Here is a 21,746-nt window from a genome sequence, read left to right on the forward strand (position 1 = left end):
GACATCTAGCAGGCACTCCATCACGCCGTCAGAGCGGGGACACCGGACGGATACGAAAGAGCAAAAACATTTGGATATTCAAAATGGTTTATTCAAAGAGGTTCTGCCGCTTGTCGCAAAAGCATCAAAGTATTGGCGCGTGTTGGACGACGAACACCGCGATTTCTTGAATGCGGTAAGGTTCGCCATCGAAGAAGGGAAGCGATGGGAATAAAAAAGCAGGTGATTTACACCTGCCCATTCATCGATTCACGAAAGACTTCACTTTCTCAAAATCATAAAACACACGTCCGCCAATAAACTTTTTCTCAAAATACTCCTCATGCTTTCCAGATGAGTTCCAGGTCGCCAGCGTGTTTGGTTTAAACCCCAAATACTTCGCCGCATCGTTTCTTGAAATCAAACCACACGGCAAGACTCTAATATTTTCCATCATTACATTCTCCTCTAATAACCTCCTTGCAACAGTATAGAACTATTGACTTTTCGGTATAATTGATTTATGATTAAGTCACTTGGAGCAATAACAAAAACTATATTGCCTCAAGTGACACAAATCATATCACATTATAGAAGTTGAGGCAAGAAATTATTGCTTGTCTTTATGCATTTCCATACAAAAGGGAGACAGAATGGTTAATAAAATATCGAAACAAAATTTGCAAAAATTGGAGGTAGGAAAAAGCATTACGGGAGAAGGTTTGGAGGTAAGAAAGACATCAAAAGGATTAGTGTTTTATGCTTCCACCCAAGTCCATGGAAAAAGGTTGCGCGATAAAATTGGCACTGAACAGCATGGCATGAACCTGACAAAGGCGAGAATAAAATTAAAAGAACTGGCGCTTTCAATCCCTGAGAATATTGATCTGACAGTTGCGCAACCGAACATTACATTCTCAGACGCGGCAAAAATTTACATTTCCACGTCACAAGAAAGTGGCGGCAAGAATATTCCACAAAAACAACAGCAACTGAACATGCATCTCGTTCCATATTTTGGAAAACTGAAGATCAAAAACATTTCCACCCTGTCAGTAGAGAAGTATGGACATCAACGCTTACAGGCAGGTGCTGCTGTTGCCACTGTTAACCGTGAATTTGCAACTTTGCGTCACATGTTGAATTCACTTTCAGAATGGGGCGTTGCTGAGACAAAGCACATCAAGGTCAAGAACAAGAGTGGCGAGAAGCAACGCGTTAAGACTTTTTCCACGGAACAGATCGCCAAGATGTTACGTTGTGCTGAAAACGATCACGATAGATACACATACTTTTTTGTCTTGATTGGTTTCCAGACAGCAATGCGCCACAAAGAAATCTTGAGAATAAGGTTCGAAGATTTTGACTTCGAAAACTTGACGCTGCACATACCTGAAGCAAAAGCAGGTAGCAGAGTTGCACCAATACATGAAAGTCTTGCTCAAGTTATACGAGACGAGCAAAGGCGGCGTGGTGTCGAAGCGGGTTACTTGTTTGAAGCAGATAGCGCGACAGGGCATCGAACTTACATGAAGAAGCAGTTTGAGCGTGTGTTGAACGCCGCAGGACTGTCTGGTCAGGGGTTCACCCCTCACTGTATGCGCCACACCGCCATATCAATCACCATGCGGTCAGGCGTGTCTGTTGCGGACGCTCAGGTCATCAGTGGTCACAAATCAACGCAGATGCTGCTGCGCTACACCCACCACAACAATGCATCAGTGGCGCGTGGTGTTAATGCTCTTGCCAGTGCAACCGCGTGCAACGATGCCAATGCACCGGTTAAGAATCACGTAGGCGGTGATGCTGCGTAAAGCACCCAAGTTCACATAAACTACACACGCGCTCCTCTTCAGAAAGGCGGGGAGCGTGTTTTTGTCTATATATAGCGGTTTCGGGGTGGATTTTGTCTATATATGGTGCCCCCACACGGACTCGAACCGCGGACCTACTGATTACAAATCAGTTGCTCTACCAGCTGAGCTATAGGGGCATGACCAGCGCGCTGGTCTGGGTCTTGGATTAGCCGAGAGGGCAGGGGGGTGCAAGGGGGCAATGTGATTTGGCGGTGGAAAAATCCGGGCGTCGCGCTGCGCAGTGCAAAGCCCGCAGATAGGCAACACAGGATGCGGTGAGGCCTGTCTGGGATCACATATGTGGTGGTGTGGGTAGTGAATTGGAGCGGGCGAGGCGATTCGAACGCCCGACCCTAACCTTGGCAAGGTTATGCTCTACCCCTGAGCTACGCCCGCTCCGTTGTGAACACTGACGCGGTTCTGACGCCCCCGTTCGGAGAAGATTTGGAGCGGGCGAGGCGATTCGAACGCCCGACCCTAACCTTGGCAAGGTTATGCTCTACCCCTGAGCTACGCCCGCTTCCTTTTCGACGGTGGGTGACCGTCATGGGTAACCTATTGGAGCGGGCGAGGCGATTCGAACGCCCGACCCTAACCTTGGCAAGGTTATGCTCTACCCCTGAGCTACGCCCGCTTCCTTTTCGACGGTGGGTGACCGTCATGGGTAACCTATTGGAGCGGGCGAGGCGATTCGAACGCCCGACCCTAACCTTGGCAAGGTTATGCTCTACCCCTGAGCTACGCCCGCTTCCTTTTCGACGGTGGGTGACCGTCATGGGTAACCTATTGGAGCGGGCGAGGCGATTCGAACGCCCGACCCTAACCTTGGCAAGGTTATGCTCTACCCCTGAGCTACGCCCGCTTCCTTAGGTGTGGCGTGGAATACAAACACTGGCCGGGGGCCGCAAGAGGAAAATGCCAAAGGCGGGCAAAAAAACCGGCTAAATTGGTCCGGCCTGCCCGCGGCCCCTTTTTTACAAAGGGCAGGCAGGTCCTGCCGCGCCATCGGGTAAGGCCAAAGGCTCATGTCAGATCAGGCTGTGGGCGATCAGGCCAAGCGCCGAAAGCGCCATCATGGCAAAGGTCAGGATCATGCCAGACTTGCGCAGGGGGATGATCTGCGGTGTGCGGCCAAAGCCGATGGCGTGCAGCAGTCGGCCGGCCAGGAACATCACACCAAGGACATGCACCGCCCAGGTTGGCGCGCCCTGCAGTTCGACCAGCAGCAGCAACAGCAGCGAGATGGGGGCATATTCCGCGCAGTTGGAATGGGTGCGCATGGCTTTGATCATCGCCTTGTTGGCGCCATCGCCGACGCTGACCTTTTCGGACCGACGGGTGCCGATTACCCGAACCGATAGGTAAAGGAACAGCAGGGCGGCAAGGCCTGCATATAGCGGTGTGGCGGCGAGGGGCATGGGACGGTCCTTTCATTTGGGTTGGGGGAGCCTACGAAGGCTGTGCCGGTCTTGACCAGCGTCTCGTTGGGTAAGGCCGGAGGGGCGTCACTTGGGCAGTGGCGTTTTGGACAGTATCGTCCGCAAGTAGGCCGCTTCATCTTCGGGAAGATGTGGTAGCATGACCCGCGTTGTGTAATTCCCCCACAGGATGCCCCGGGAGGAGATCGACCAGTCCGCGATCTGCGATTTGGAGAAACGCACCTTGCTGCCAAGCTTTTTGCCTTGCAGGTGGTTGGGCGTGTTTTCCAGATTGCCGGTGAAACGGCTCCCGGCAATCGGCCGGATTTTTCCAACCCAGATAATCTCATCCCCGGCCCCGTCGCTGCGGGCCAGGGCGACCTTCAGGGTCAGCGCCTGGTTGTAGGTGCCGTTGTGCAATGGGATCAAAGCGAGGGCTTCGTCGAGCGTGCTCTGCGCCTCATTCATCGCGGCGTTCATTTTGGGGTCTTCTTGAGCAAACAGCACCATTTTGTCGCCGGCGATCAGGGGCATCGGCAAGGTGACGGCCAGAAGCAGGGCTGCGAAAGCTGATTTAAAGCGCATTTAATAAATCCATAATAGAAAAGCCGCAGGCAACCTCGCCTGCGGCTTATCGTTTGTCAATTTGATTGGCTGGCGCGTGGATTACTCCAGCTCGACCAGTAGGTCCTTGGCGTCAATCTGGCCGCCCGGCTGCACATGCACGGCTTTCACAACCGCGTCGCGTTCAGCGTGGATGCCGGTTTCCATCTTCATCGCTTCGATGGTCAGCAGCAGGTCACCCTCATGCACTTCCTGACCGACTGAGACGCCGACCGAGGCCACAACCCCCGGCATCGGCGCACCGATGTGGTTCTGGTTGCCCAGTTCGGCCTTGGGGCGGGCGGCGGTGGCGGATTTCACCAGACGGTTCGGCACACGGATCACCCGCGGCTGGCCGTTCAGTTCAAAGAACACCTTCACTTCGCCGTTTTCATCGGTCTCGCCGATGGCCTGCAGGCGGATTTCCAGCGTCTTGCCCGGATCGATCTCGGCGGTGATCTCATCGCCGGGTTCCATCCCGTAGAAGAAGGTCTTGGTCGGCAGGGTCCGGACCGGGCCGTACTGACGGTGACGGCCCATGTAATCCATGAAGACCCTGGGATACATCAGGTAGCCGTTCAGATCCTCATCATCCACCTCAAACCCGTCCAGATCGGCGCTGACCTGTGCCCGGACCTCTTCTAGATCCACCGGGGCCAGATGCGCGCCGGGGCGGTCGGTATTGGGTGCGTCGCCTTTCAGCGCTTTGGCCACGATACCTGCGGGGAAGCCGCCCGGAGGCTGGCCCAGATTGCCGCGCATCATGTCCACAACCGAGTCGGGGAAGGCCACGTCTTTGTTCGGGTCTTCGACGTCGGCGCGGGTCAGGCCCTGGCTGACCATCATCAGCGCCATGTCACCGACAACCTTGGACGAAGGCGTCACCTTCACGATGTCGCCAAACATCTGGTTGGCGTCAGCATACATCTGCGCCACCTCATGCCAGCGTTCCTCCAACCCCAGCGAGCGCGCCTGCGCTTTGAGGTTGGTGAACTGACCGCCGGGCATTTCGTGCAGGTAAACCTCAGACGCCGGGGCCGCCAGACCGCTTTCAAAGGCGGTGTATTGCGCGCGCACCTGTTCCCAGTAGTTGCTGATCTCCCGAATGCGGCTGATATCGATGCCGGTGTCCCGGTCGGTGTTGGCCAGCGCTTCGACGATCGAGCCAAGGCAGGGCTGCGATGTCCCGCCCGAGAAGGCATCCATCGCCGCATCCACAGCGTCAACACCCGCATCTGCGGCGGCCAGAATGGTCGCACCAGCAATGCCCGAGGTGTCATGGGTGTGGAAATGCACCGGAATGGACAACTCTTCCTTCAGCGCTTTGACCAGTTGACGGGCGGCGGCGGGTTTCAGCAGGCCCGCCATATCCTTCAGGCCCAGCACATGGGCGCCGGCGGCCTCCAGTTCCTTGCCCATGTTGACATAGTACTTCAGGTCATATTTGGCGCGGTTCGGGTCCAGAATATCACCAGTATAGCAGATTGTGCCTTCGCAGACCTTGCCCGCCTCATTCACCGCATCCATCGCCACGCGCATGTTTTCCACCCAGTTCAGGCTGTCAAACACACGGAAGACGTCGATGCCTTTGGCGGCCTCCGCCACAAAGCTCTGCACCACATTGTCGGGGTAGTTGGTGTAACCCACCCCGTTTGAGGCGCGCAGCAGCATCTGGGTCATCAGGTTGGGCATGCGGCTGCGCAGATCACGCAGACGCTGCCACGGGCATTCCTGCAGGAAACGATAGGCCACATCAAAGGTGGCCCCGCCCCAACATTCGACCGAGAACAACTCGGGCAGGTTGGCGGCGTAGCTGGGCGCCACACGGATCATATCGATCGAGCGCATGCGGGTCGCCAGCAGCGACTGGTGGCCATCGCGCATGGTGGTGTCGGTCAGCAGAAGTTTTTTCTGCGCCAGCATCCAGTCGGCAACGGCTTTGGGGCCTTCGGCCTCCAACAGGTTGCGGGTGCCGGCCGGGATCTCATCACCGTGGGCGGGCGGTTTCGGCAGTTTCAGATCCTCAGCCGGGGCAGGGCGGCCCTCAGTCTCAGGGTGACCGTTGACCGAGATGTCGGCGATATAGGTCAGAACCTTGGTGCCGCGGTCGCGCCGTTTCTTGAAGTTGAAGAGATCGGTCGATTCATCGATGAACTTGGTGGTGTATTCATTGCTGAGGAAAGTCGGGTGCTTCAGCAGGTTTTCCACAAAGGCGATGTTGGTCGACACGCCGCGAATACGGAATTCGCGCAGCGCCCGGTCCATCCGGTGGATCGCCGCCTCGGGCGTTGGGGCCCAGGCGGTGACCTTGACCAGCAGCGAGTCATAGTAACGGGTGATAACGCCCCCCGAATAGGCGGTGCCGCCGTCCAGACGAATGCCCATGCCGGTGGCCGAACGATAGGCGGTGATGCGACCATAGTCGGGGATGAAGTTGTTCTGCGGATCCTCAGTGGTGATCCGGGTCTGCAGCGCATGGCCGTTCAGACGGATTTCATCCTGACTGTTTTTGCCGGTGGCCTCGGCCAGTGTCTTGCCTTCGGCGATCTTGATCTGCGCTTGCACAATGTCGATGCCGGTCACTTCTTCGGTGACAGTGTGTTCCACCTGCACCCGGGGGTTGACCTCGATGAAGTAGAATTTGCCGGTGTTCATATCCATCAGGAATTCAACGGTGCCGGCGCATTCATAGTTCACATGGGCGCAGATCTTGCGGCCCAGATCGCACAGCTCGGTGCGCTGTTCTTCTGTCAGGTAGGGGGCAGGGGCGCGTTCAACCACTTTCTGGTTGCGGCGCTGGACCGAGCAATCGCGTTCCCAAAGATGGTAAATCTCACCGTGGCTGTCGCCGAGGATCTGCACCTCAACGTGGCGGGCGCGGGTGATCATCTTTTCCAGATAGCCCTCACCATTGCCAAAGGCCGCTTCGGCCTCACGGCGGCCTTCCAGCACCTTTTCTTCCAGCTCATCCTCGCTGAGGATCGGGCGCATGCCGCGTCCGCCGCCGCCCCAGCTGGCCTTCAGCATCAGGGGGTAGCCGATTTCAGCGGCCTCTTTCTTGGTCGCCTCCATATCGTCGCCCAGCACTTCGGTGGCGGGGATGACCGGCACATCTGCTGTGATCGCAACCTTACGGGCGCTGGCCTTGTCACCGAGGGCGCGCATGGTTTCGGCCTTGGGGCCGATGAAGGTGATGCCATTGGCGGCGCAGGCATCGACGAAGTCGGGGTTTTCCGACAGCAGGCCATAGCCCGGGTGGATCGCGTCCGCGCCGCATTCCTTGGCGACGCGGATGATTTCATCAATCGACAGGTAGGCGGCCACAGGGCCCAGGCCTTCACCGATGCGGTAAGCTTCGTCCGCCTTGAAGCGATGCAGCCCCAATTTGTCCTCTTCGGCAAAGACCGCCACGGTCTTTTTCCCAAGCTCGTTGGCTGCCCGCATGATCCGGATGGCAATCTCGCCCCGGTTTGCGATCAGGATCTTGTTGAACTCAGTCATGGGTCGCACCTCCCGCGTTCCGTGAAAATTCTGTGACAGTGCTTGGCATGTCGCTGCATCGCAGCGCAACAGTTTTGGGCGCTATCGGTCACTTTAGGTGACCAAAAAAATCATGTTAGCGATAAACTTGCTTGTGTTGACACATTTTGACGTCTTCTATTTTGCATTTATGCATGATCCAATTCCGAATCTGCGAGTCATCTATTGGCAAATGCTGCGGTTCAGCGTAGCTGCCGTTGCGGCAGGTCCGTCAGTGTTTTGGCCCCCATTTGCCCCATGTTGGCCAATAGATCGCGGCGCAGCAGATCCACCAGATGATCCGGTCCTTTTGCCCCTAGTGCCCCAAGTGCATAATGCCATGCCCGCCCCAACATGACAAAATCTGCGCCTAAAGCGACAGCGCGGCAGATATCCAGGCCCCCTTCGACCCCGCTGTCAAAGATCACCGGCAGTTTAGTTTCAGCGCGAATGGCGGGCAGCACATCGATGCTGGCCGGGGCGGCGTCAAACTGGCGCCCGGCGTGGTTTGAGACCCAGATGCCATCAACGCCCGCCGCCTCCAGCGGTTTCACGTCACGCGCATTCATCACACCTTTGACCACAAGCGGCCCGTCCCAGGCCTCACGCAGGGCCTGCAGGTAGGTCCAATCCGGGGAGGTGCGCAGCAGGTAGCCAACATGTTCGGTGGAGCTGAGCCCGGTCGCCTTATCCGCATAGCCATCGATCAGCCGCATCCGCGGCATGCCCATTTTCGCCATGCCCATGGCCCAGGCCGGGCAGCGGGCCACCTGCGCCAGCAGACGTGGGGTCAGCCGTGGCGGGCTGGTCAGGCCCGAACGAACCTGCCGTTCGCGGCGACTGGCCACCGGCACATCCACGGTCAGAACCAAAGTGTTGAAACCCGCATCCCGTGCCCGTTTCAACATATCAGCGCGGATCTCAGGATCGCGTGGCGGGTAGATCTGAAACCAGCCATTGCCGTCCAGGCAATCGCCAACCTCCTCGGGCGTGCGGCTGGCCACGGTTGACAGCCCATAGGGCAGCCCGTGCCGGGTGGCCGCCGTGGCCAGCAGCCGTTCGGCGTTGGGCCAGAACAGCCCGGACATGCCAACGGGTGAGACGCCAAAGGGCAGGGGATGGCGTTGCCCAAAGAGGTCGACCGAAAGGTCCACCTCTTGTTCTCCATGCAGGATCGAGGGCATCAGTTGCACCGCATCCAGCCCCAGACGGTTGCGCAGCTGCGTGCGCTCCTCCCCGGTGGCGCTGTCGAGGTATTCAAAGACAAACCAGGGCAGGCGTTTTTGCGCCTTTGCTTTCAGGTCAGAGAGGGCGGGGTAGCGTTGATGCAGATCCATGCCGGTATTTGCAAAGCTGCGCAGGGGATTGTCCAGACTTGATTGCGCCTTACACGCTTACCTGACGGTGCGCAGTCTGCGCCTTTTGGGCTTTAACGAGCTGCCACATTGCCTGTTTTGCTGCCCTCCTTTTGGTCTGTTGCTGCAGGCTCTGTCTCATCCTCGCTACTTGACCTTTCAGCAACGCTGGCACGATCTGCGGCCAGATCCTTGTCCCAAGCCTCTGTCAGTGTCTCAGGCAAGGTTTCCGCCAAGGCCTCGCTCAACGGGTCAGGCATTTGCGCAGAAGGGGCGGTGTTTATCTCAGCGACAGAGGTATCTTCTTCTGACGCCTGGGCCGAGGGATCCCGGGGGCTGGGGGTCACGGTGTTGGCCATTTGGACCTGATTGCGCCCTTTGGCCTTGGCGACGTAGAGCGCTTCGTCGGCGCCGCGCATCAGCTCCTGTGGCAGCGTGCCATGCTGCGGATAATGTGCGACACCCAGCGATATGGTGACCGTTGGCAGCGTCTTCTCGCCATAGCGCAGCGAGATTGCCTCGACCGCTTTGCGCAGGTGTTCAGCCTTGCGCAGCACATCGTCGTTTTTCACCCCGGGCAGGATCAGCGTAAACTCCTCGCCACCCATACGGCAGGCGACCTGGTCGCCATCGCAGGTCTTTTCCAATGCGGTGCCTACGGCGCGCAGGATCATATCGCCTGCGTCATGGCCATGGTTGTCGTTGAACTTTTTGAAGTGGTCCACATCCACCGCGATCAGGCTCAGCGGCACGCCGGTGTTCTGACTGTTGTTGATCGCTTTGCGTAGGCATTCGGTCATATGGCGACGGTTGAACAACCCGGTCAGCGGGTCACGCACCGACTGATCCTGTAGCTGATCCCGCATCCGTACATTGGCGATCGCCATGGAGATCTGTTCTGCGCACATGCGGGCCAGTTTCTTGTTGCTGCGAAAGGTCCTTTCATGGGCAGCAGCGGCGCGCAGATGCATCAGCCCGACGGTTTCGCCATGTGCCAGAATGGGAAAGCAGTAATAGGGTCGGCCATCATGAGGCTCGGCGTGATTGCAGGTGAAATCCACTTCTGAGGCACCGAATTCATAGGTCCGGCCGCGGCGCAAACCCCAGCATTCTTCGGGGTGGATATGTGGTTTCACGGTTCCACCATTCCACTTTGCTGAACCATCCAGAACGTCGCGTGAGTTGGAATAGACGTAAAGGCTTCCCTCTGCGTTGGGCAGGATATGGGTCATGAAGCGCGCCACCATCTGAAACAACTCTTCCAGTGAGTGGCTGGATTGCAGCCACTCATTCAGCTCGCCCAGTAACTGAACCTCTCGGGCGAGTTGCAGCTGCTGGTCGATGATTTCGCGTTCCTTGGTGTTGCGTCTGTTCAACTGTGCAACGTGGCGTGCGTTGTTGCGGTGCAGCAGCCATCCGGCGGATAGCATTGTGACCAGAACGGCCCCCACAATGACAGACAACAACAGGCGGGCACGGTTCATGATGCTGGCGCGCATGTCGGTGACATCTGTGTAGAACTCAATTGCGCCATCAAAGTGACCGTTGTGCATAAAGGGCACATAAATTTCAGCAACATGGCGTAAATCGCTGGAGGCACCCTGTGACAGGTAAGTGGGAAAGCTAGGTGCCGGCGATGGCGGCTGCGCTTGTGCTGTCCCGCTGTCTGCGGAAACTGGCGCGCCGCTGCCCCCTAGGCCTGCGCTGTGGTCATCATGATCAACGCTTGCGTGGGGGCCATTTTCTCCGGTTATAAGTTGACTTGGGTCATGCGGAGGGGCAATTGGCGTTTCGGTCCCGTGATCACTGGGGGTGTCTAAGGCCTGTCCCGATGCGCTGGAGGCAGCAACTTTCCAGGCGGCTTTCTCCTCGGTTTTGTAGTAAACTTGCCCTTTGGCTACGTTGTTATGGAAGTATTCTCCCTCTTCCATATAGCCGATTTTCGCGCCATCGGTTGACCAAAACACCTCACCCTGCTCATTGAACAGATGGAACCGGTAAACATCGGTGGCCTGCACCAACAGATGCAGGAACCGTTGGTCGTGATCGCTGACCTGAGAATTGACAAAGCTGTACTCGGCGTCATCCAGTTGCAGGACCACCTGTCGTTTCCACAGTTCGGCTTGTGCATGGATGTTGTCGCGCACCAGCCGCTCAGCAATGGGTGCGGGTGCCCAGACCACCGCAATCAGAGCCGACAGTAACATAACGCTTAATAATGCGATCAGACCTGCCCCTCGTCGCACTGAATTCACAAACTCTGTGAGTATGGTGGTCACCGGCCGCCTCCCTGTCATAACCCCGTCGACACCCTGGCTGAAAAAACTTGTCAAAAAGTTAAGAGCGTTGAAACGTGCCACCTGAGTAACCGTAGATTTTCCAAAAATTTGAGCCTTCTAGCCGGGGAGGATGCGACCTGCCGGGGGGATCCATAGCAGTCAAAAGGATGCGAACATTGTGCGAACGTCCCTTTTCGTGGCGGCTGAATCAGTTTAAGATCGCAGCATGAACGATTTTGACGAATTCGACGCGTTTGAAGGCGCCTCTGGCGGTGGTTCTCTGTCTCAACGTGCCATGGCCGCGCGTCCCGCCCCTTACCTAGACGAGCTGAACCCGGCGCAGCGTGCCGCGGTGGAGGCGCTGGATGGTCCGGTGTTGATGCTGGCAGGCGCGGGCACCGGCAAAACCAAGGCGCTGACCACGCGGATTGTGCATCTGCTGAACACCGGGCGCGCCGGCCCGCATGAGATCCTGTCGGTCACCTTTACCAACAAGGCCGCGCGCGAAATGAAAGAGCGGGTGGGCCGTTTGCTGGGCCAGACGGTGGAGGGGATGCCCTGGCTGGGCACCTTCCATTCGATCTGTGTGAAACTGCTGCGCCGCCATGCGGAACTGGTGACGTTGGACCTAGCGCTGGGCGCGGGGGGCGAGGATCCGCTTGCTGCGGCTCAGACTACGGCTCAGGCGGCGGCTCAGCAGGATGATGTGTTGGAAGATCTGACGGGGCAGCCTTTTGCCCCGGCCGCGATTCCGAACCATCTGAAAAGTAATTTCACCATTCTGGACACCGATGATCAGAACCGTCTGCTGAAACAGCTGATCGAAGCGGCGGGCATGGATGTCAAACGCTGGCCAGCGCGGCAGCTTTCGGGGGTGATTGACCACTGGAAAAACCGCGCCTGGACACCGGAACAGGTGCCCACCTCTGAGGCGGCGGCCTTCAACAATCGGGGCATTGAGCTGTACAAACAGTATCAGCGCCGCCTGATCGAGCTGAACGCCTGCGATTTCGGCGATCTGCTGTTGCACGTGGTGTCGATCTTCCAGCGCTACCCGGATCTGCTGGATCAGTATCGCCGCCGCTTCAAATACATTCTGGTGGATGAGTATCAGGATACCAACGTGGCCCAGTACCTTTGGCTGCGGCTTCTGGCAGGCGGGCATAAAAACATCTGCTGTGTGGGCGATGACGATCAGTCGATCTATGGCTGGCGCGGTGCCGAAGTGGGCAATATCCTGCGGTTTGAAAAGGATTTTCCCGGCGCCGAAGTGATCCGTCTGGAGCAGAACTACCGTTCAACCTCACATATTCTGGCGGCGGCCTCAGGCGTTATTCAGGGCAACTCAAACCGTTTGGGTAAAACCCTTTGGACGGATCAGGGCGACGGCGAAAAGGTGCGGCTCATCGGCCATTGGGACGGTGAGGAAGAGGCGCGCTGGATCGGAGAAGAGATTGAGGCTGGCCAAAAAGGTGCGCGCGGTGTCCGCCCACATGGGTTGGATGAGGTGGCGATCCTCGTGCGCGCCTCACATCAGATGCGCGCCTTTGAGGACCGTTTCCTGACCATCGGCTTGCCGTATCGTGTCATCGGCGGCCCACGCTTTTATGAGCGGATGGAGATCCGCGATGCCATGGCCTATTTCCGTGTGGTGACCTCACCTGCGGATGATCTGGCGTTTGAGCGGATTGTGAACACCCCCAAGCGCGGCCTTGGCGATAAGGCACAGCAGAAGATTCAGATGGCGGCGCGTCAGAACGGTGTGCCCTTGGTGGAGGGCGCCCGCCTGCTGCTGCAGGACAAGGGGATCGGTGGCAAAGGCGCCAAAGAGCTGGCGCTGCTGGTCGACAATATTGACCGCTGGGGCCGTCTGGCCGGGGATGAGGATCTGAGCCACATCGAATTGGCCGAAATGATCCTGGATGAATCCGGCTACACCACGATGTGGCAGAACGACAAAACGCCCGAGGCGCCGGGCCGTCTGGAAAACCTCAAGGAATTGGTGAAGGCGCTGGAGCAGTTTGAAAACCTCTCGGGCTTTCTGGAACACGTGGCGCTGATCATGGACAATGACAGCCAGGACGCTGAGCAGAAGGTTTCGATCATGACGCTGCATGCGGCCAAAGGGTTGGAGTTTCCTGTGGTCTTCCTGCCCGGCTGGGAAGATGGGCTGTTCCCGTCACAGCGCTCGATGGATGAAAACGGGGTCAAGGGCCTCGAGGAAGAGCGGCGGCTGGCCTATGTGGGCATCACCCGCGCCGAAGAGGTCTGTACCATTTCTTTTGCCGGCAACCGGCGGGTCTATGGCCAATGGCAGGCGCAGCTGCCCTCGCGCTTCATTGACGAAATCCCGGAGGAGCACGTCGAGGTGCTGACCGGATCGGGCTATGCGGGCGGCGGCTATGGCGGCGGCATGGGCATGGGGGGATTGGGCGGCGTGGCCTCCTCCATCGACAGCCGTGTGGCGGATGCCAATGTCTATAACTCACCAGGGTGGAAACGGATGCAGGCGCGCAGCCATCAGCGCCCGGTCGGCCAGCCCAAGGAAAGCCTGAAAACGGTGATCGATCTGCAAGCGGTCAGCGCCTACACCCTGGGCGAACGGGTGTTCCACCAAAAATTCGGCTACGGCAGCATCACCGGGATCGAAGGCGACAAGCTGGAGATCGATTTTGAAAAAGCCGGGCCCAAGAAAGTGGTGGCGAAGTTTGTCACCGCGGCCAATGATGCAGGCGGCGATGTGCCGTTCTAAGGAATTGAAGACATGACGAAAATGACCCTTCTTGATGGTGGGATGAGCCGTGAGTTGGTGGCCTGCGGGGCTGAGTTGAAACAGCCTGAATGGTCGGCCGGTGCGGTGATCGACGCCCCCGAGGCCGTGGTGGCCGCGCATCGCAATTTCATCAACGCAGGCGCGCAGGTGGTGACCGTCAACGCCTATGCCTTGGTGCCCTTCCACATCGGCGAAGACCGGTTTGCCGAACAGGGCGCAGGGCTTGCCGACCGGGCGGGCCGTCTGGCGCGCGAAGCTGCCGGTGACAGCGGGGCCAAGGTGGCGGGCTGTCTGCCGCCGCTCTTTGGCTCTTATGAACCGCAGGCCTTTGATGCGGCCCGCGCGCCCGAGATGCTGGCGCAGCTGATCACCGCACAATCGCCGCATGTCGATCAGTGGCTGGTTGAAACGACCTCCAGCCTTGAGGAGGCGGCAGCTGCAGCCAAGGCGCTGGAAGGGGACACCCGTCCGCTGTGGATCTCCTTCACGCTGCGCGATGACACGGTGGAGGCCCCGATGTTGCGGTCCGGCGAAACCGTGGCGGCGGCAGCAGCATTGGCGATGGAGGTTGGGGCAGAGGCCATTCTGTTCAACTGTTCCCAGCCTGAGGTGATGGAACAGGCCATCGCGATCGCCCATGGGGCGGCACAGGCTGCAGGATCGGCGATGCGGGTGGGCGTTTATGCCAATGCCTTTGACGATCACAAAGATGACGGCGATCAAGGCGCCAACGACAAGATCACCGAATTGCGCAAAGACCTGAGCCCGGAATGCTATGTCACTTGGGCGGATCTTTGGGCCAAGGCAGGCGCCGGCATCATCGGCGGGTGCTGTGGCATCGGGTCAGGCCATATCGCGGCGCTGAAGGCGCATTTTCACGACAGTTGAGCAAAACAGCCTGACCCTTCACACCCGTTAGGGTTTGAGGGGCAGGCGTGGCCCGGCCATCAAGGCCGCGCCACCTGCGGGCAGCAGCAGTACCCATTGTGGCAGGGTGATCAGCCCGTAGGCCCCTTCAAGATGCAGCGCGATGGCGATGAACAACGCGCCCCCCAGCAGGTAGAGCCAGCTGAAATAGCGCGCAGCCGGACCACCCTGCCAAAACACATAAGCAGACAGGATCAAAAAACCGCTGACCATGTGCCATGCGGCCCAGATGGTGCCGCGCACAAACAGCGGCAGATCAGTCTGCATCACCGGCATCAGCGTATCCATTGTTCCTAAAATCGTATGGGCGGCGGCAGAAATGCCCGCCAGCCCAACCGCAAACATGCGGGCAAAATGTGGGACGACAACCTGTTTGGAGGTCCGGGTCATAGGGTCAATCCCTCGAGGTCAAAAGATGCCTTGGAGGCTACTCTTCCTATTCGCGGGCACCATGCGGCATCCGCACCGCGCGACCGTTTGACCCTTTGCGGCGACTGAGCTTTTGCGGACCTACAAAAACAAAACGGCGACACCCAGGGAGGAGGAGGGTATCGCCGTCTTCTTTGCGGCACCCTCAGGGAGGAGGAAGAGAGTGCCGTATCTGGGTCAAGGGTGCGGTGACCTCAGGGAGGAGGAGAGAGGCCACCGCTCTTGACAACGACCTGGGTCTAGGGAGGAGGAGAAGACCCGGTCGTATAACGTTGCCCCTTGCGGGGCTGTCAGTTGCGGCGCTCTCAGGGAGGAGGAGAGAGCGCCGCGCTTGACAACGAAAGATCTCAGGGAGGAGGAGAGAGATCCTTCGTATTCAGTGCGGTGACCTCAGGGAGGAGGAGGAGGTCACCGCCAGATCACAGAAGCCTCAGGGAGGAGGAGAGAGGCTTCTGAACCCGTTAACTCTTATTTGCCGTTGTAGGCGTGTTCCCAAGCAACCGAACGCAGTTGGCTGCGGCTCAGGCCCAGGTCGCGCAGTTCGCGATCACCCAGAGCCGACATTTCGTTCAGGGTGTCACGGAACAGCTTGCGGCGTGCACGGCGTTCCTGCAGGTCCTGGATCAGCGCCGCGAAGCGGTCTGCGATGCCGAAGGTCTCAGTGCGAAGGATCGATGCGTTTGCCATTGGTCTATCTCTCTTACGTGCGTCTGTTGCGCCATCGTGGCGCCGTGTCTCGTTTGATGACCCCAATATGTGTCTTTCGCTGCAATTGCACAATCGCTGATGCCGCAACGCAGCTATGCAGTAGATGCATATGAAATGCTGACCTATTTTCCCTTGGGTCACTTCATCGCAATTTTTCGGTTAAGATGTTGTTAATAATTAACTTGTGCCCCTTTAGGGGCATCAAGGGGGCTAAAGGTGCATCGAAAACTCCTCTTGTAAGTGCTGGAATTTGGGTCACCTTTGCCTGCGAAATTGGCACAAGAATCACGGTGGAGACCGACATGGCACCCATAGCACCGACCAAAACCGATATTGAAAATGCGCTGACGCAGATCGAATTGCCTGACGGCGGCACCTTGGTGAGTCGTGACATGTTGCGGGCGATGCAGATCACCGGCTCTGAGGTGCGGTTTGTGATTGAGGCGCCCAGCCCCGAAGCGGCCAAGATGATGGAACCGCTGCGCGCCGTGGCGGAACGCTGTGTTGCCGCACTGCCGGGGGTCACCAAAGTCTCGGTCGCACTTACGGCCCATGGCCCGGCACCCGCGGCGAAACCGGCGCCCAGCCTGAAAATCGGTGGGCACCCCTCGCCACAGGCCGGCCCGATGCGGCCCGCAGGGGTTGACCGCATTCTGGTCGTTGGCTCTGGCAAAGGGGGCGTGGGAAAATCCACGGTCTCCTCAAACCTTGCCGTGGCGCTGGCCAAACAGGGCCGTAAGGTTGGTCTGCTGGATGCAGATATCTATGGGCCGTCGCAGCCCCGCATGATGGGCACCAGCAAACGCCCCGCCAGCCCGGATGGCAAAACCATCGAACCGCTGCAGGCCCATGGTGTCACGTTGATGTCCATTGGTCTGATGCTGGACCCGGATAAGGCTGTGGTCTGGCGCGGCCCGATGCTGATGGGGGCGCTGCAGCAGATGCTGGGGCAGGTGAACTGGGGTGAATTGGACGTGCTGATCGTCGATCTGCCGCCGGGCACCGGCGATGTGCAGCTGACGCTTTGTCAGAAAACGGTTCTGAACGGGGCGATCATCGTCTCAACCCCGCAGGATGTGGCGCTGCTGGATGCGCGTAAGGCTATCGATATGTTCAAGACGCTGAAAACCCCGATCCTGGGGCTGGTAGAAAACATGTCGACCTTCCATTGCCCTGAATGTGGGCATGAGGCGCATATCTTCGGCCATGGCGGTGTCGCCAAAGAGGCCAAGGAAATGGGCGTGCCGCTACTGGCGCAGTTGCCGATTGATCTGGACACCCGCCTTGGCGGCGATGGTGGCGCGCCGGTTGCGCTGGGGGATGGCCCCGTGGCCGAGGCCTACGCCCGGCTTGCCAAAGGTCTGGTGCAAGGGGGGATGGCCTAAACCTAGGCCGCTTCCCAGGCTGCCATGGGGGCGGGCTGCTCCGCCGGTCGCACCACCGTGGCGGGGCGGGACTGGCTGAGCTCGCTCATTGTCACAAAGTCAAAGTTGTAGGCCCGGGCCAGCGCCAAGATCCCTTCCAGATCGTCCGGGCTGCAGCGCATCTTGGGAAACTTATTGCCCTCGGTGCCAATGAAGTGGCCACAGGTCACCGCCGCGCCGCCCTCTTGCTGCAGCCACTCAAAGCGATCGGCGAAATAGCTGTTCGAGAGGCCCATGCCGGTTTTGTCGGTGAAGCAATAGGTGTTCACGGTGCGGCTGCCATAACGCGCGCTGAGCGAGTCGTGAAACTGATCATAGGGCCCTTCCAGGCGCAGGATCTCAAACCGTTCCAGCAGCGGCGCAATCAGTTTGGGCCGGAACCGGAAGTAGGGGAAAGAGAAGCTTTTGGGGTGAAAGCCCAGATCGGCCATCGCGTCCAACCCGCGATCAATCTGATCGTCCAGATAATCCTCCAGCGTGTGGGACAGCAGATATTTGGGCAGGCGCACATGTTCCCGGGTGTGGAACCCGATCTCATGCCCGCGCGCTTCAATCTCTTGCAATTTGCGCAGTTGCGGCGCGCTGATGCGTTCCGGCCAGCACAGGAAAAACGTTGCCCGCGCGTCGTATTTGTCAAAAAGATCAAGGGTGTCATGCCAAGAGTCGACGAAATTGTCGTCAAACGTCAAGCATAGTGCCGGACGGTCCGTCATCTGAATATCTGCCTCCAAGTCGGCGCTTTTGGCGCGCCGTTCCCTGCAGGGTGAGTCAAATTTAGCTAAAATTCAAGCGTCTGGGCCTTGGACGGGCCGAGCAGATGCTACCTGTGGTCCTTGGGCCGCAGCTGCCCTTGGGGGCGGTCAAAGAAAAGGCCCCGTCAGGAATTGAGCGGGGCCTTGTCAGGATCAGTTAAGGTTTGCGGCGTGGCACCGCGTTGGGGCCACGTTTGGGGCCGCTGTATTTCGGGCGATCGCCCGGTTTGCCAGTTGATTTGCCAGCGGGCTTACCGCCCGGTTTGCCAAACTTGCCGGCAGGTTTGCCGCCGGGCTTACCCTTGCCTTTGAAATCGCCTTTGGGGCCATCGCGGAAATCGCCCTTGGGTTTGCCTTTGAAGCCGGACTTGCCGGCGGGTTTGCCCGCCGGTTTTCCCTCGGCCCCACCTTTCTTATGGCGGGGTTTGCGGTCACCATCCTCAGATTTGCGGAACGGGGGCTTTTTGGCGTGGTCATGCACCTCGGGGTCGCGCTTGGGCTTTTCAAACCGCGGCTTGTCTGATTTGGGTTTGTCGAACTTGGGTTTGTCGTGTTTCGGCTTGTCGTATTGGGGCTTTTCACGCTTCGGCGCACCGTCGCGGTTGTCTTCCCAATCCTTCGCCATCTGTTTTGGGTTCTTGCGCGCGCCCCAATCCTCACGCTCACCGCGATCTTCGCGCGGTTTGCGGTCGCGACGTTCCCCGCGATCATCATCGCGGCGCGGACCTTTGCGGTGAGGTTTGCGATCGTCGTCAAACCGTTTGCGCGGTTCGGGCTTGGGCAGGTCCGGCAGTTCATCCACTGCGGCCACACGCACGCCTTTTTCCATCTCACCACCATCGCCGATCTGGTCCAGGAAGCGCGCACGCGCCTTTTCGCCCAGTTCCACATAGGTCAGATCGCGGGCCACGCGGATCGCGCCAATCTCATCCTTGGTCAGATCGGCCGAGCGCAGCAGCATCGGCAACAGCCAGCGCGGCTCGGCCCGTTCTTTGCGGCCAACCGACAGGCTGACCCAGCCGGAGGGGCCCAGTTCAACGCGCGGTTCGCGCTTGCGGTCCTTGCGGTCGGTGACCGGGGCCAGTTCTTCGGGCGCCGAATGACGGGCCTCATGCAGGGCCAGATAGGCCTGTGCCAGCTGCGCGGCGCTGAATTTCTCGGTCAACTGCGCCACGGCTTCGTGGCGGTCTTCCTCTGCAACGTCCCAGACGGGATCCTGCAGCATACGTTCCTGATCTGCGGCGCGCACGGCCTCAGCCGACGGGGCATCGCCCCATTCGGCGCTGAGTTTTGCCCAGCCCAGCAGACGCTCGGCCTTTTTGCGCACTTTCGGCGTGGCGATCAGCACCGACACACCCTTGCGGCCCGCACGACCGGTCCGGCCCGAGCGGTGCAGTAGCGTTTCCGAGTTGCTGGGCAGTTCGGCATGGACCACCAGATCCAGTTTCGGCAGGTCAATACCACGCGCCGCCACATCGGTGGCCACACAGACCCGGGCGCGACCATCACGCATCGCCTGCAGCGCGTTGGTGCGTTCCTGTTGGGTCAGCTCGCCTGAGAGCGCCACCACCTGGAACCCACGGTTTGACAGGCGGGCGGTCAGCCGGGTGACCATTACTCGGGTGTTGCAGAAGACAATGGCGTTTTCCGCCTCATGCAGGCGCAGGGTGTTGATCACCGCCGCGTCCACCTGATGCGGCATGACGCTGAAGCCCTTATAGGTAATGTCAGCGTGCTGCGGTGTGTTCGAAATGGTGCGCACGCGCTCTGCATCCGCAGACAGGAAGTTTTTGGCCAGGCGTTCGATGCCTTTGGGCACGGTGGCCGAGAACATCAGGGTGCGGCGCTCTTCGGGGGCGGAAGAAAGGATCAGTTCCAGATCCTCGGCAAAGCCCATGTCCAGCATCTCATCCGCTTCGTCCAGAACCACGGCGCGGATTTGGGTCAGGTCGATGCTGCCGCGTTCAATATGGTCGCGCAGACGGCCGGGGGTGCCGACCACAATATGGGTGCCACGTTCCAGGTTGCGCCGCTCGGTCCGCATGTCCATGCCGCCCACGCAGGATCCCAGACGCGCGTTGCACTCTCTATAGAGCCATTCAAATTCGCGGCGCACCTGCAGGGCCAGTTCGCGGGTCGGGGCGATGATCAGGGCCAGCGGCGCGCTGGCCGGCGGCAGGCTGTCGCCCTCTTCCAACAGGGTCGGGGCCAGCGCCAGACCAAAGCCCACGGTTTTGCCTGAACCTGTCTGCGCCGACACCAGCATATCTTTGGTGGCGCGTTCAGGATCCATCATTTCCTGCTGAACCTGTGTCAGCGTGTCATAGCCGCGTGCGGTGAGCGCGCCGGCCAGCGCCGGGTGAAGTTCTGAGGGCAGGGTCATGAAGTCATCCTTTGGCCCGCTATCGGGCAGATCGGGCGCGGGCATGCGCGTGTGAAGAACCGGCAGGTATAAGCTTTTACCACAAAGGGAAAGGGATTTCTGGGCAAACCAGCCATGCAGCGACGTCACAGCGCGCCACCAGATCTAGGGATCAGGGTGCAGATGGGGCGCCGACGGGGCGCGGCCTGGGGAAATCTGGGAAACTATGGCCCGTCTGGGAAAACATGGAATCTGACTGGGAAAGCGATAGGGCGCATGCCGCACCCGAATCACTTGCATCGGCATTCAGCCCTGTTTTTAAGGGTTTTTCGAGAAATTGCGGATCTCAGGCCAAATTCCCGTGCCCGGATCGGCATCAGGCGTGACCCAAAATGGGAAAAAATGGGAAAAAATTTGGGCAGAGTATTTTGTCTACATATGGTGATCTGTGCGATCACTCATCCCAATTTGTAGTATCTTTTTCGTGAATTTTCGATGGGCCGATTCTCTTTGAGAGTCAAGTCGGCAGCTAAATCCCAAAAATTCCTGTTGCGTTCCATGCTTTCCCATGCGATTCATGTTTACACGATGAGGACGGGATCAAGGGGCACAAGACCCCGCTAAATAAAAAGATCCGAGTCAGGTTTCATACAGGCACCCGCTTCATCGAAATTGAGATCCGGCGCGCGGGCGAGCAGACATCCCCCCAGGTGGCGCGCGCAGCTGGACAAACCCGCAAAGCGGGACGAGGGCGGCGAATTGGGCAGTGGCAGCAGCTCAATTCGCCGTTTCGCTTTCTGGCCTCGGGGAGGTCAGGGGCAAAACGCCGAAAGGCAACAGAGAGGACGGGCCAGGACAGTGGGTCTGAGTTTCAGAGGCGAGTTCAGCCAGAAGGTTGACAGCAAGGGTCGGATGTCGATCCCTGCTGATTTTCGCCGTGTGCTCGAGGCTGGTGATCCCGCGCATCCTGAAAACCCCAATCCGCGGATGGTGGTCCTTTATGGTCAGCACCTGAAAAACAAGCTGCAGGCTTACACGATCGAGGATATGGCCGAGATCGAAGCCGACATCAAAAACATGCCGCGTGGCCGAGAGCGCCAGATGGCCAGCCGGATGATCCTCGGGAAATCCTGGGAAACCGAAGTGGACCGCGACGGCCGTATCGTCCTGCCCAAAGAACGCCGCACCCAGATTGGTCTGGAAGGTGAGGCGGTGATGGTGGCGATGGGCGATCACTTTGAGATCTGGAACGCCGCCACCTACGACGACGTTGAAAATGCTGAGATCGACGCCTTCCTGGATGAAATGCCGGATGACTTCGACCCATTGACCCTGTTGGATAATGCTGGAGGGGAATAAACC

The 21,746-nt window shown here is 58.8% G+C and carries 16 protein-coding genes and 6 tRNA genes; 6 read left to right on the top strand and 16 right to left on the bottom strand.

Annotated elements, in window-relative coordinates:
* Positions 1–214 (top strand): hypothetical protein (locus TL5118_RS21500; protein ID WP_058260743.1); only part of this gene is annotated, 214 nt, incomplete at its 5' end.
* Positions 215–241: 27 nt separating this feature from the next.
* On the opposite strand, the gene TL5118_RS02855 is transcribed toward TL5118_RS21500, so the two are convergent.
* Entirely contained in the window at positions 242–436 is a 195-nt protein-coding gene (locus TL5118_RS02855) for a hypothetical protein (protein WP_058243838.1), read from the bottom strand.
* 196 nt (positions 437–632) lie between these two features.
* Between TL5118_RS02855 and TL5118_RS02860 the strand changes: the two genes are divergently transcribed.
* Positions 633–1,793 (top strand): tyrosine-type recombinase/integrase, encoded by a 1,161-nt coding sequence (locus tag TL5118_RS02860; RefSeq protein ID WP_058243839.1) that lies wholly within the window; start codon positions 633–635, stop codon positions 1,791–1,793.
* A 103-nt stretch (positions 1,794–1,896) separates the two neighbouring features.
* On the opposite strand, the gene TL5118_RS02865 is transcribed toward TL5118_RS02860, so the two are convergent.
* The 11 genes from TL5118_RS02865 to TL5118_RS02915 form a co-directional block, all read right to left on the bottom strand.
* Positions 1,897–1,972, bottom strand: a tRNA-Thr gene (locus TL5118_RS02865).
* Between the two features lie 184 nt (positions 1,973–2,156).
* Positions 2,157–2,231, bottom strand: a tRNA-Gly gene (locus TL5118_RS02870).
* A gap of 49 nt (positions 2,232–2,280) precedes the next feature.
* Positions 2,281–2,355, bottom strand: a tRNA-Gly gene (locus TL5118_RS02875).
* A 39-nt stretch (positions 2,356–2,394) separates the two neighbouring features.
* Positions 2,395–2,469 (bottom strand) — tRNA-Gly (locus tag TL5118_RS02880).
* Positions 2,470–2,508: 39 nt separating this feature from the next.
* A tRNA-Gly gene (locus TL5118_RS02885) sits at positions 2,509–2,583 on the bottom strand.
* Positions 2,584–2,622: 39 nt separating this feature from the next.
* Positions 2,623–2,697, bottom strand: a tRNA-Gly gene (locus TL5118_RS02890).
* Between the two features lie 166 nt (positions 2,698–2,863).
* Positions 2,864–3,253 carry an MAPEG family protein gene (locus tag TL5118_RS02895; protein WP_058243840.1) on the bottom strand — a complete coding sequence of 130 codons (390 nt, stop codon included), beginning with the start codon at positions 3,251–3,253 and terminating at the stop codon, positions 2,864–2,866.
* A gap of 87 nt (positions 3,254–3,340) precedes the next feature.
* A complete protein-coding gene (locus TL5118_RS02900) occupies positions 3,341–3,838 on the bottom strand; it encodes a YegJ family protein (RefSeq protein WP_058243841.1) in 498 nt (165 codons plus the stop codon).
* Between the two features lie 81 nt (positions 3,839–3,919).
* Positions 3,920–7,357, bottom strand: a complete 3,438-nt coding sequence (locus tag TL5118_RS02905) for a pyruvate carboxylase (protein WP_058243842.1) — start codon at positions 7,355–7,357, stop codon at positions 3,920–3,922.
* A 221-nt stretch (positions 7,358–7,578) separates the two neighbouring features.
* Positions 7,579–8,712 carry an alpha-hydroxy acid oxidase gene (locus tag TL5118_RS02910; protein ID WP_058243843.1) on the bottom strand — a complete coding sequence of 378 codons (1,134 nt, stop codon included), beginning with the start codon at positions 8,710–8,712 and terminating at the stop codon, positions 7,579–7,581.
* Positions 8,713–8,804: 92 nt separating this feature from the next.
* Positions 8,805–11,009 (bottom strand): sensor domain-containing diguanylate cyclase, encoded by a 2,205-nt coding sequence (locus TL5118_RS02915; RefSeq protein ID WP_242601718.1) that lies wholly within the window; start codon positions 11,007–11,009, stop codon positions 8,805–8,807.
* A gap of 226 nt (positions 11,010–11,235) precedes the next feature.
* On the opposite strand from TL5118_RS02915, the gene TL5118_RS02920 reads away from it, so the two are divergent.
* Complete coding sequence (locus TL5118_RS02920; RefSeq protein ID WP_058243844.1) at positions 11,236–13,761, top strand: ATP-dependent helicase; 2,526 nt, start codon at positions 11,236–11,238, stop codon at positions 13,759–13,761.
* 12 nt (positions 13,762–13,773) lie between these two features.
* On the top strand, positions 13,774–14,670 hold the full coding sequence (locus TL5118_RS02925) for a homocysteine S-methyltransferase family protein (protein WP_058243845.1): 897 nt from the start codon (positions 13,774–13,776) through the stop codon (positions 14,668–14,670).
* Between the two features lie 27 nt (positions 14,671–14,697).
* Here the strand turns inward: TL5118_RS02925 and TL5118_RS02930 are convergent, their stop codons facing one another.
* Entirely contained in the window at positions 14,698–15,099 is a 402-nt protein-coding gene (locus TL5118_RS02930) for a hypothetical protein (RefSeq protein WP_058243846.1), read from the bottom strand.
* Between the two features lie 507 nt (positions 15,100–15,606).
* Positions 15,607–15,825 (bottom strand): DUF1127 domain-containing protein, encoded by a 219-nt coding sequence (locus TL5118_RS02935; protein ID WP_058243847.1) that lies wholly within the window; start codon positions 15,823–15,825, stop codon positions 15,607–15,609.
* 323 nt (positions 15,826–16,148) lie between these two features.
* Between TL5118_RS02935 and TL5118_RS02940 the strand changes: the two genes are divergently transcribed.
* Positions 16,149–17,231 carry an Mrp/NBP35 family ATP-binding protein gene (locus tag TL5118_RS02940; RefSeq protein WP_207383433.1) on the top strand — a complete coding sequence of 361 codons (1,083 nt, stop codon included), beginning with the start codon at positions 16,149–16,151 and terminating at the stop codon, positions 17,229–17,231.
* 2 nt (positions 17,232–17,233) lie between these two features.
* Here TL5118_RS02940 and TL5118_RS02945 read toward each other — a convergent pair whose 3' ends face one another.
* Positions 17,234–17,983 (bottom strand): polysaccharide deacetylase family protein, encoded by a 750-nt coding sequence (locus tag TL5118_RS02945; RefSeq protein WP_131727397.1) that lies wholly within the window; start codon positions 17,981–17,983, stop codon positions 17,234–17,236.
* A 196-nt stretch (positions 17,984–18,179) separates the two neighbouring features.
* On the bottom strand, positions 18,180–20,405 hold the full coding sequence (locus TL5118_RS02950) for a DEAD/DEAH box helicase (protein ID WP_058243849.1): 2,226 nt from the start codon (positions 20,403–20,405) through the stop codon (positions 18,180–18,182).
* A gap of 837 nt (positions 20,406–21,242) precedes the next feature.
* Here TL5118_RS02950 and mraZ point away from each other — a divergent pair.
* Positions 21,243–21,743, top strand: a complete 501-nt coding sequence (gene mraZ, locus TL5118_RS02955; protein WP_082626312.1) for a division/cell wall cluster transcriptional repressor MraZ — start codon at positions 21,243–21,245, stop codon at positions 21,741–21,743.
* The last annotated feature ends 3 nt before the right edge of the window (positions 21,744–21,746 follow it).

This window comes from Thalassovita autumnalis (assembly GCF_001458255.1).
Taxonomy (GTDB): Bacteria; Pseudomonadota; Alphaproteobacteria; order Rhodobacterales; family Rhodobacteraceae; genus Thalassobius; species Thalassobius autumnalis.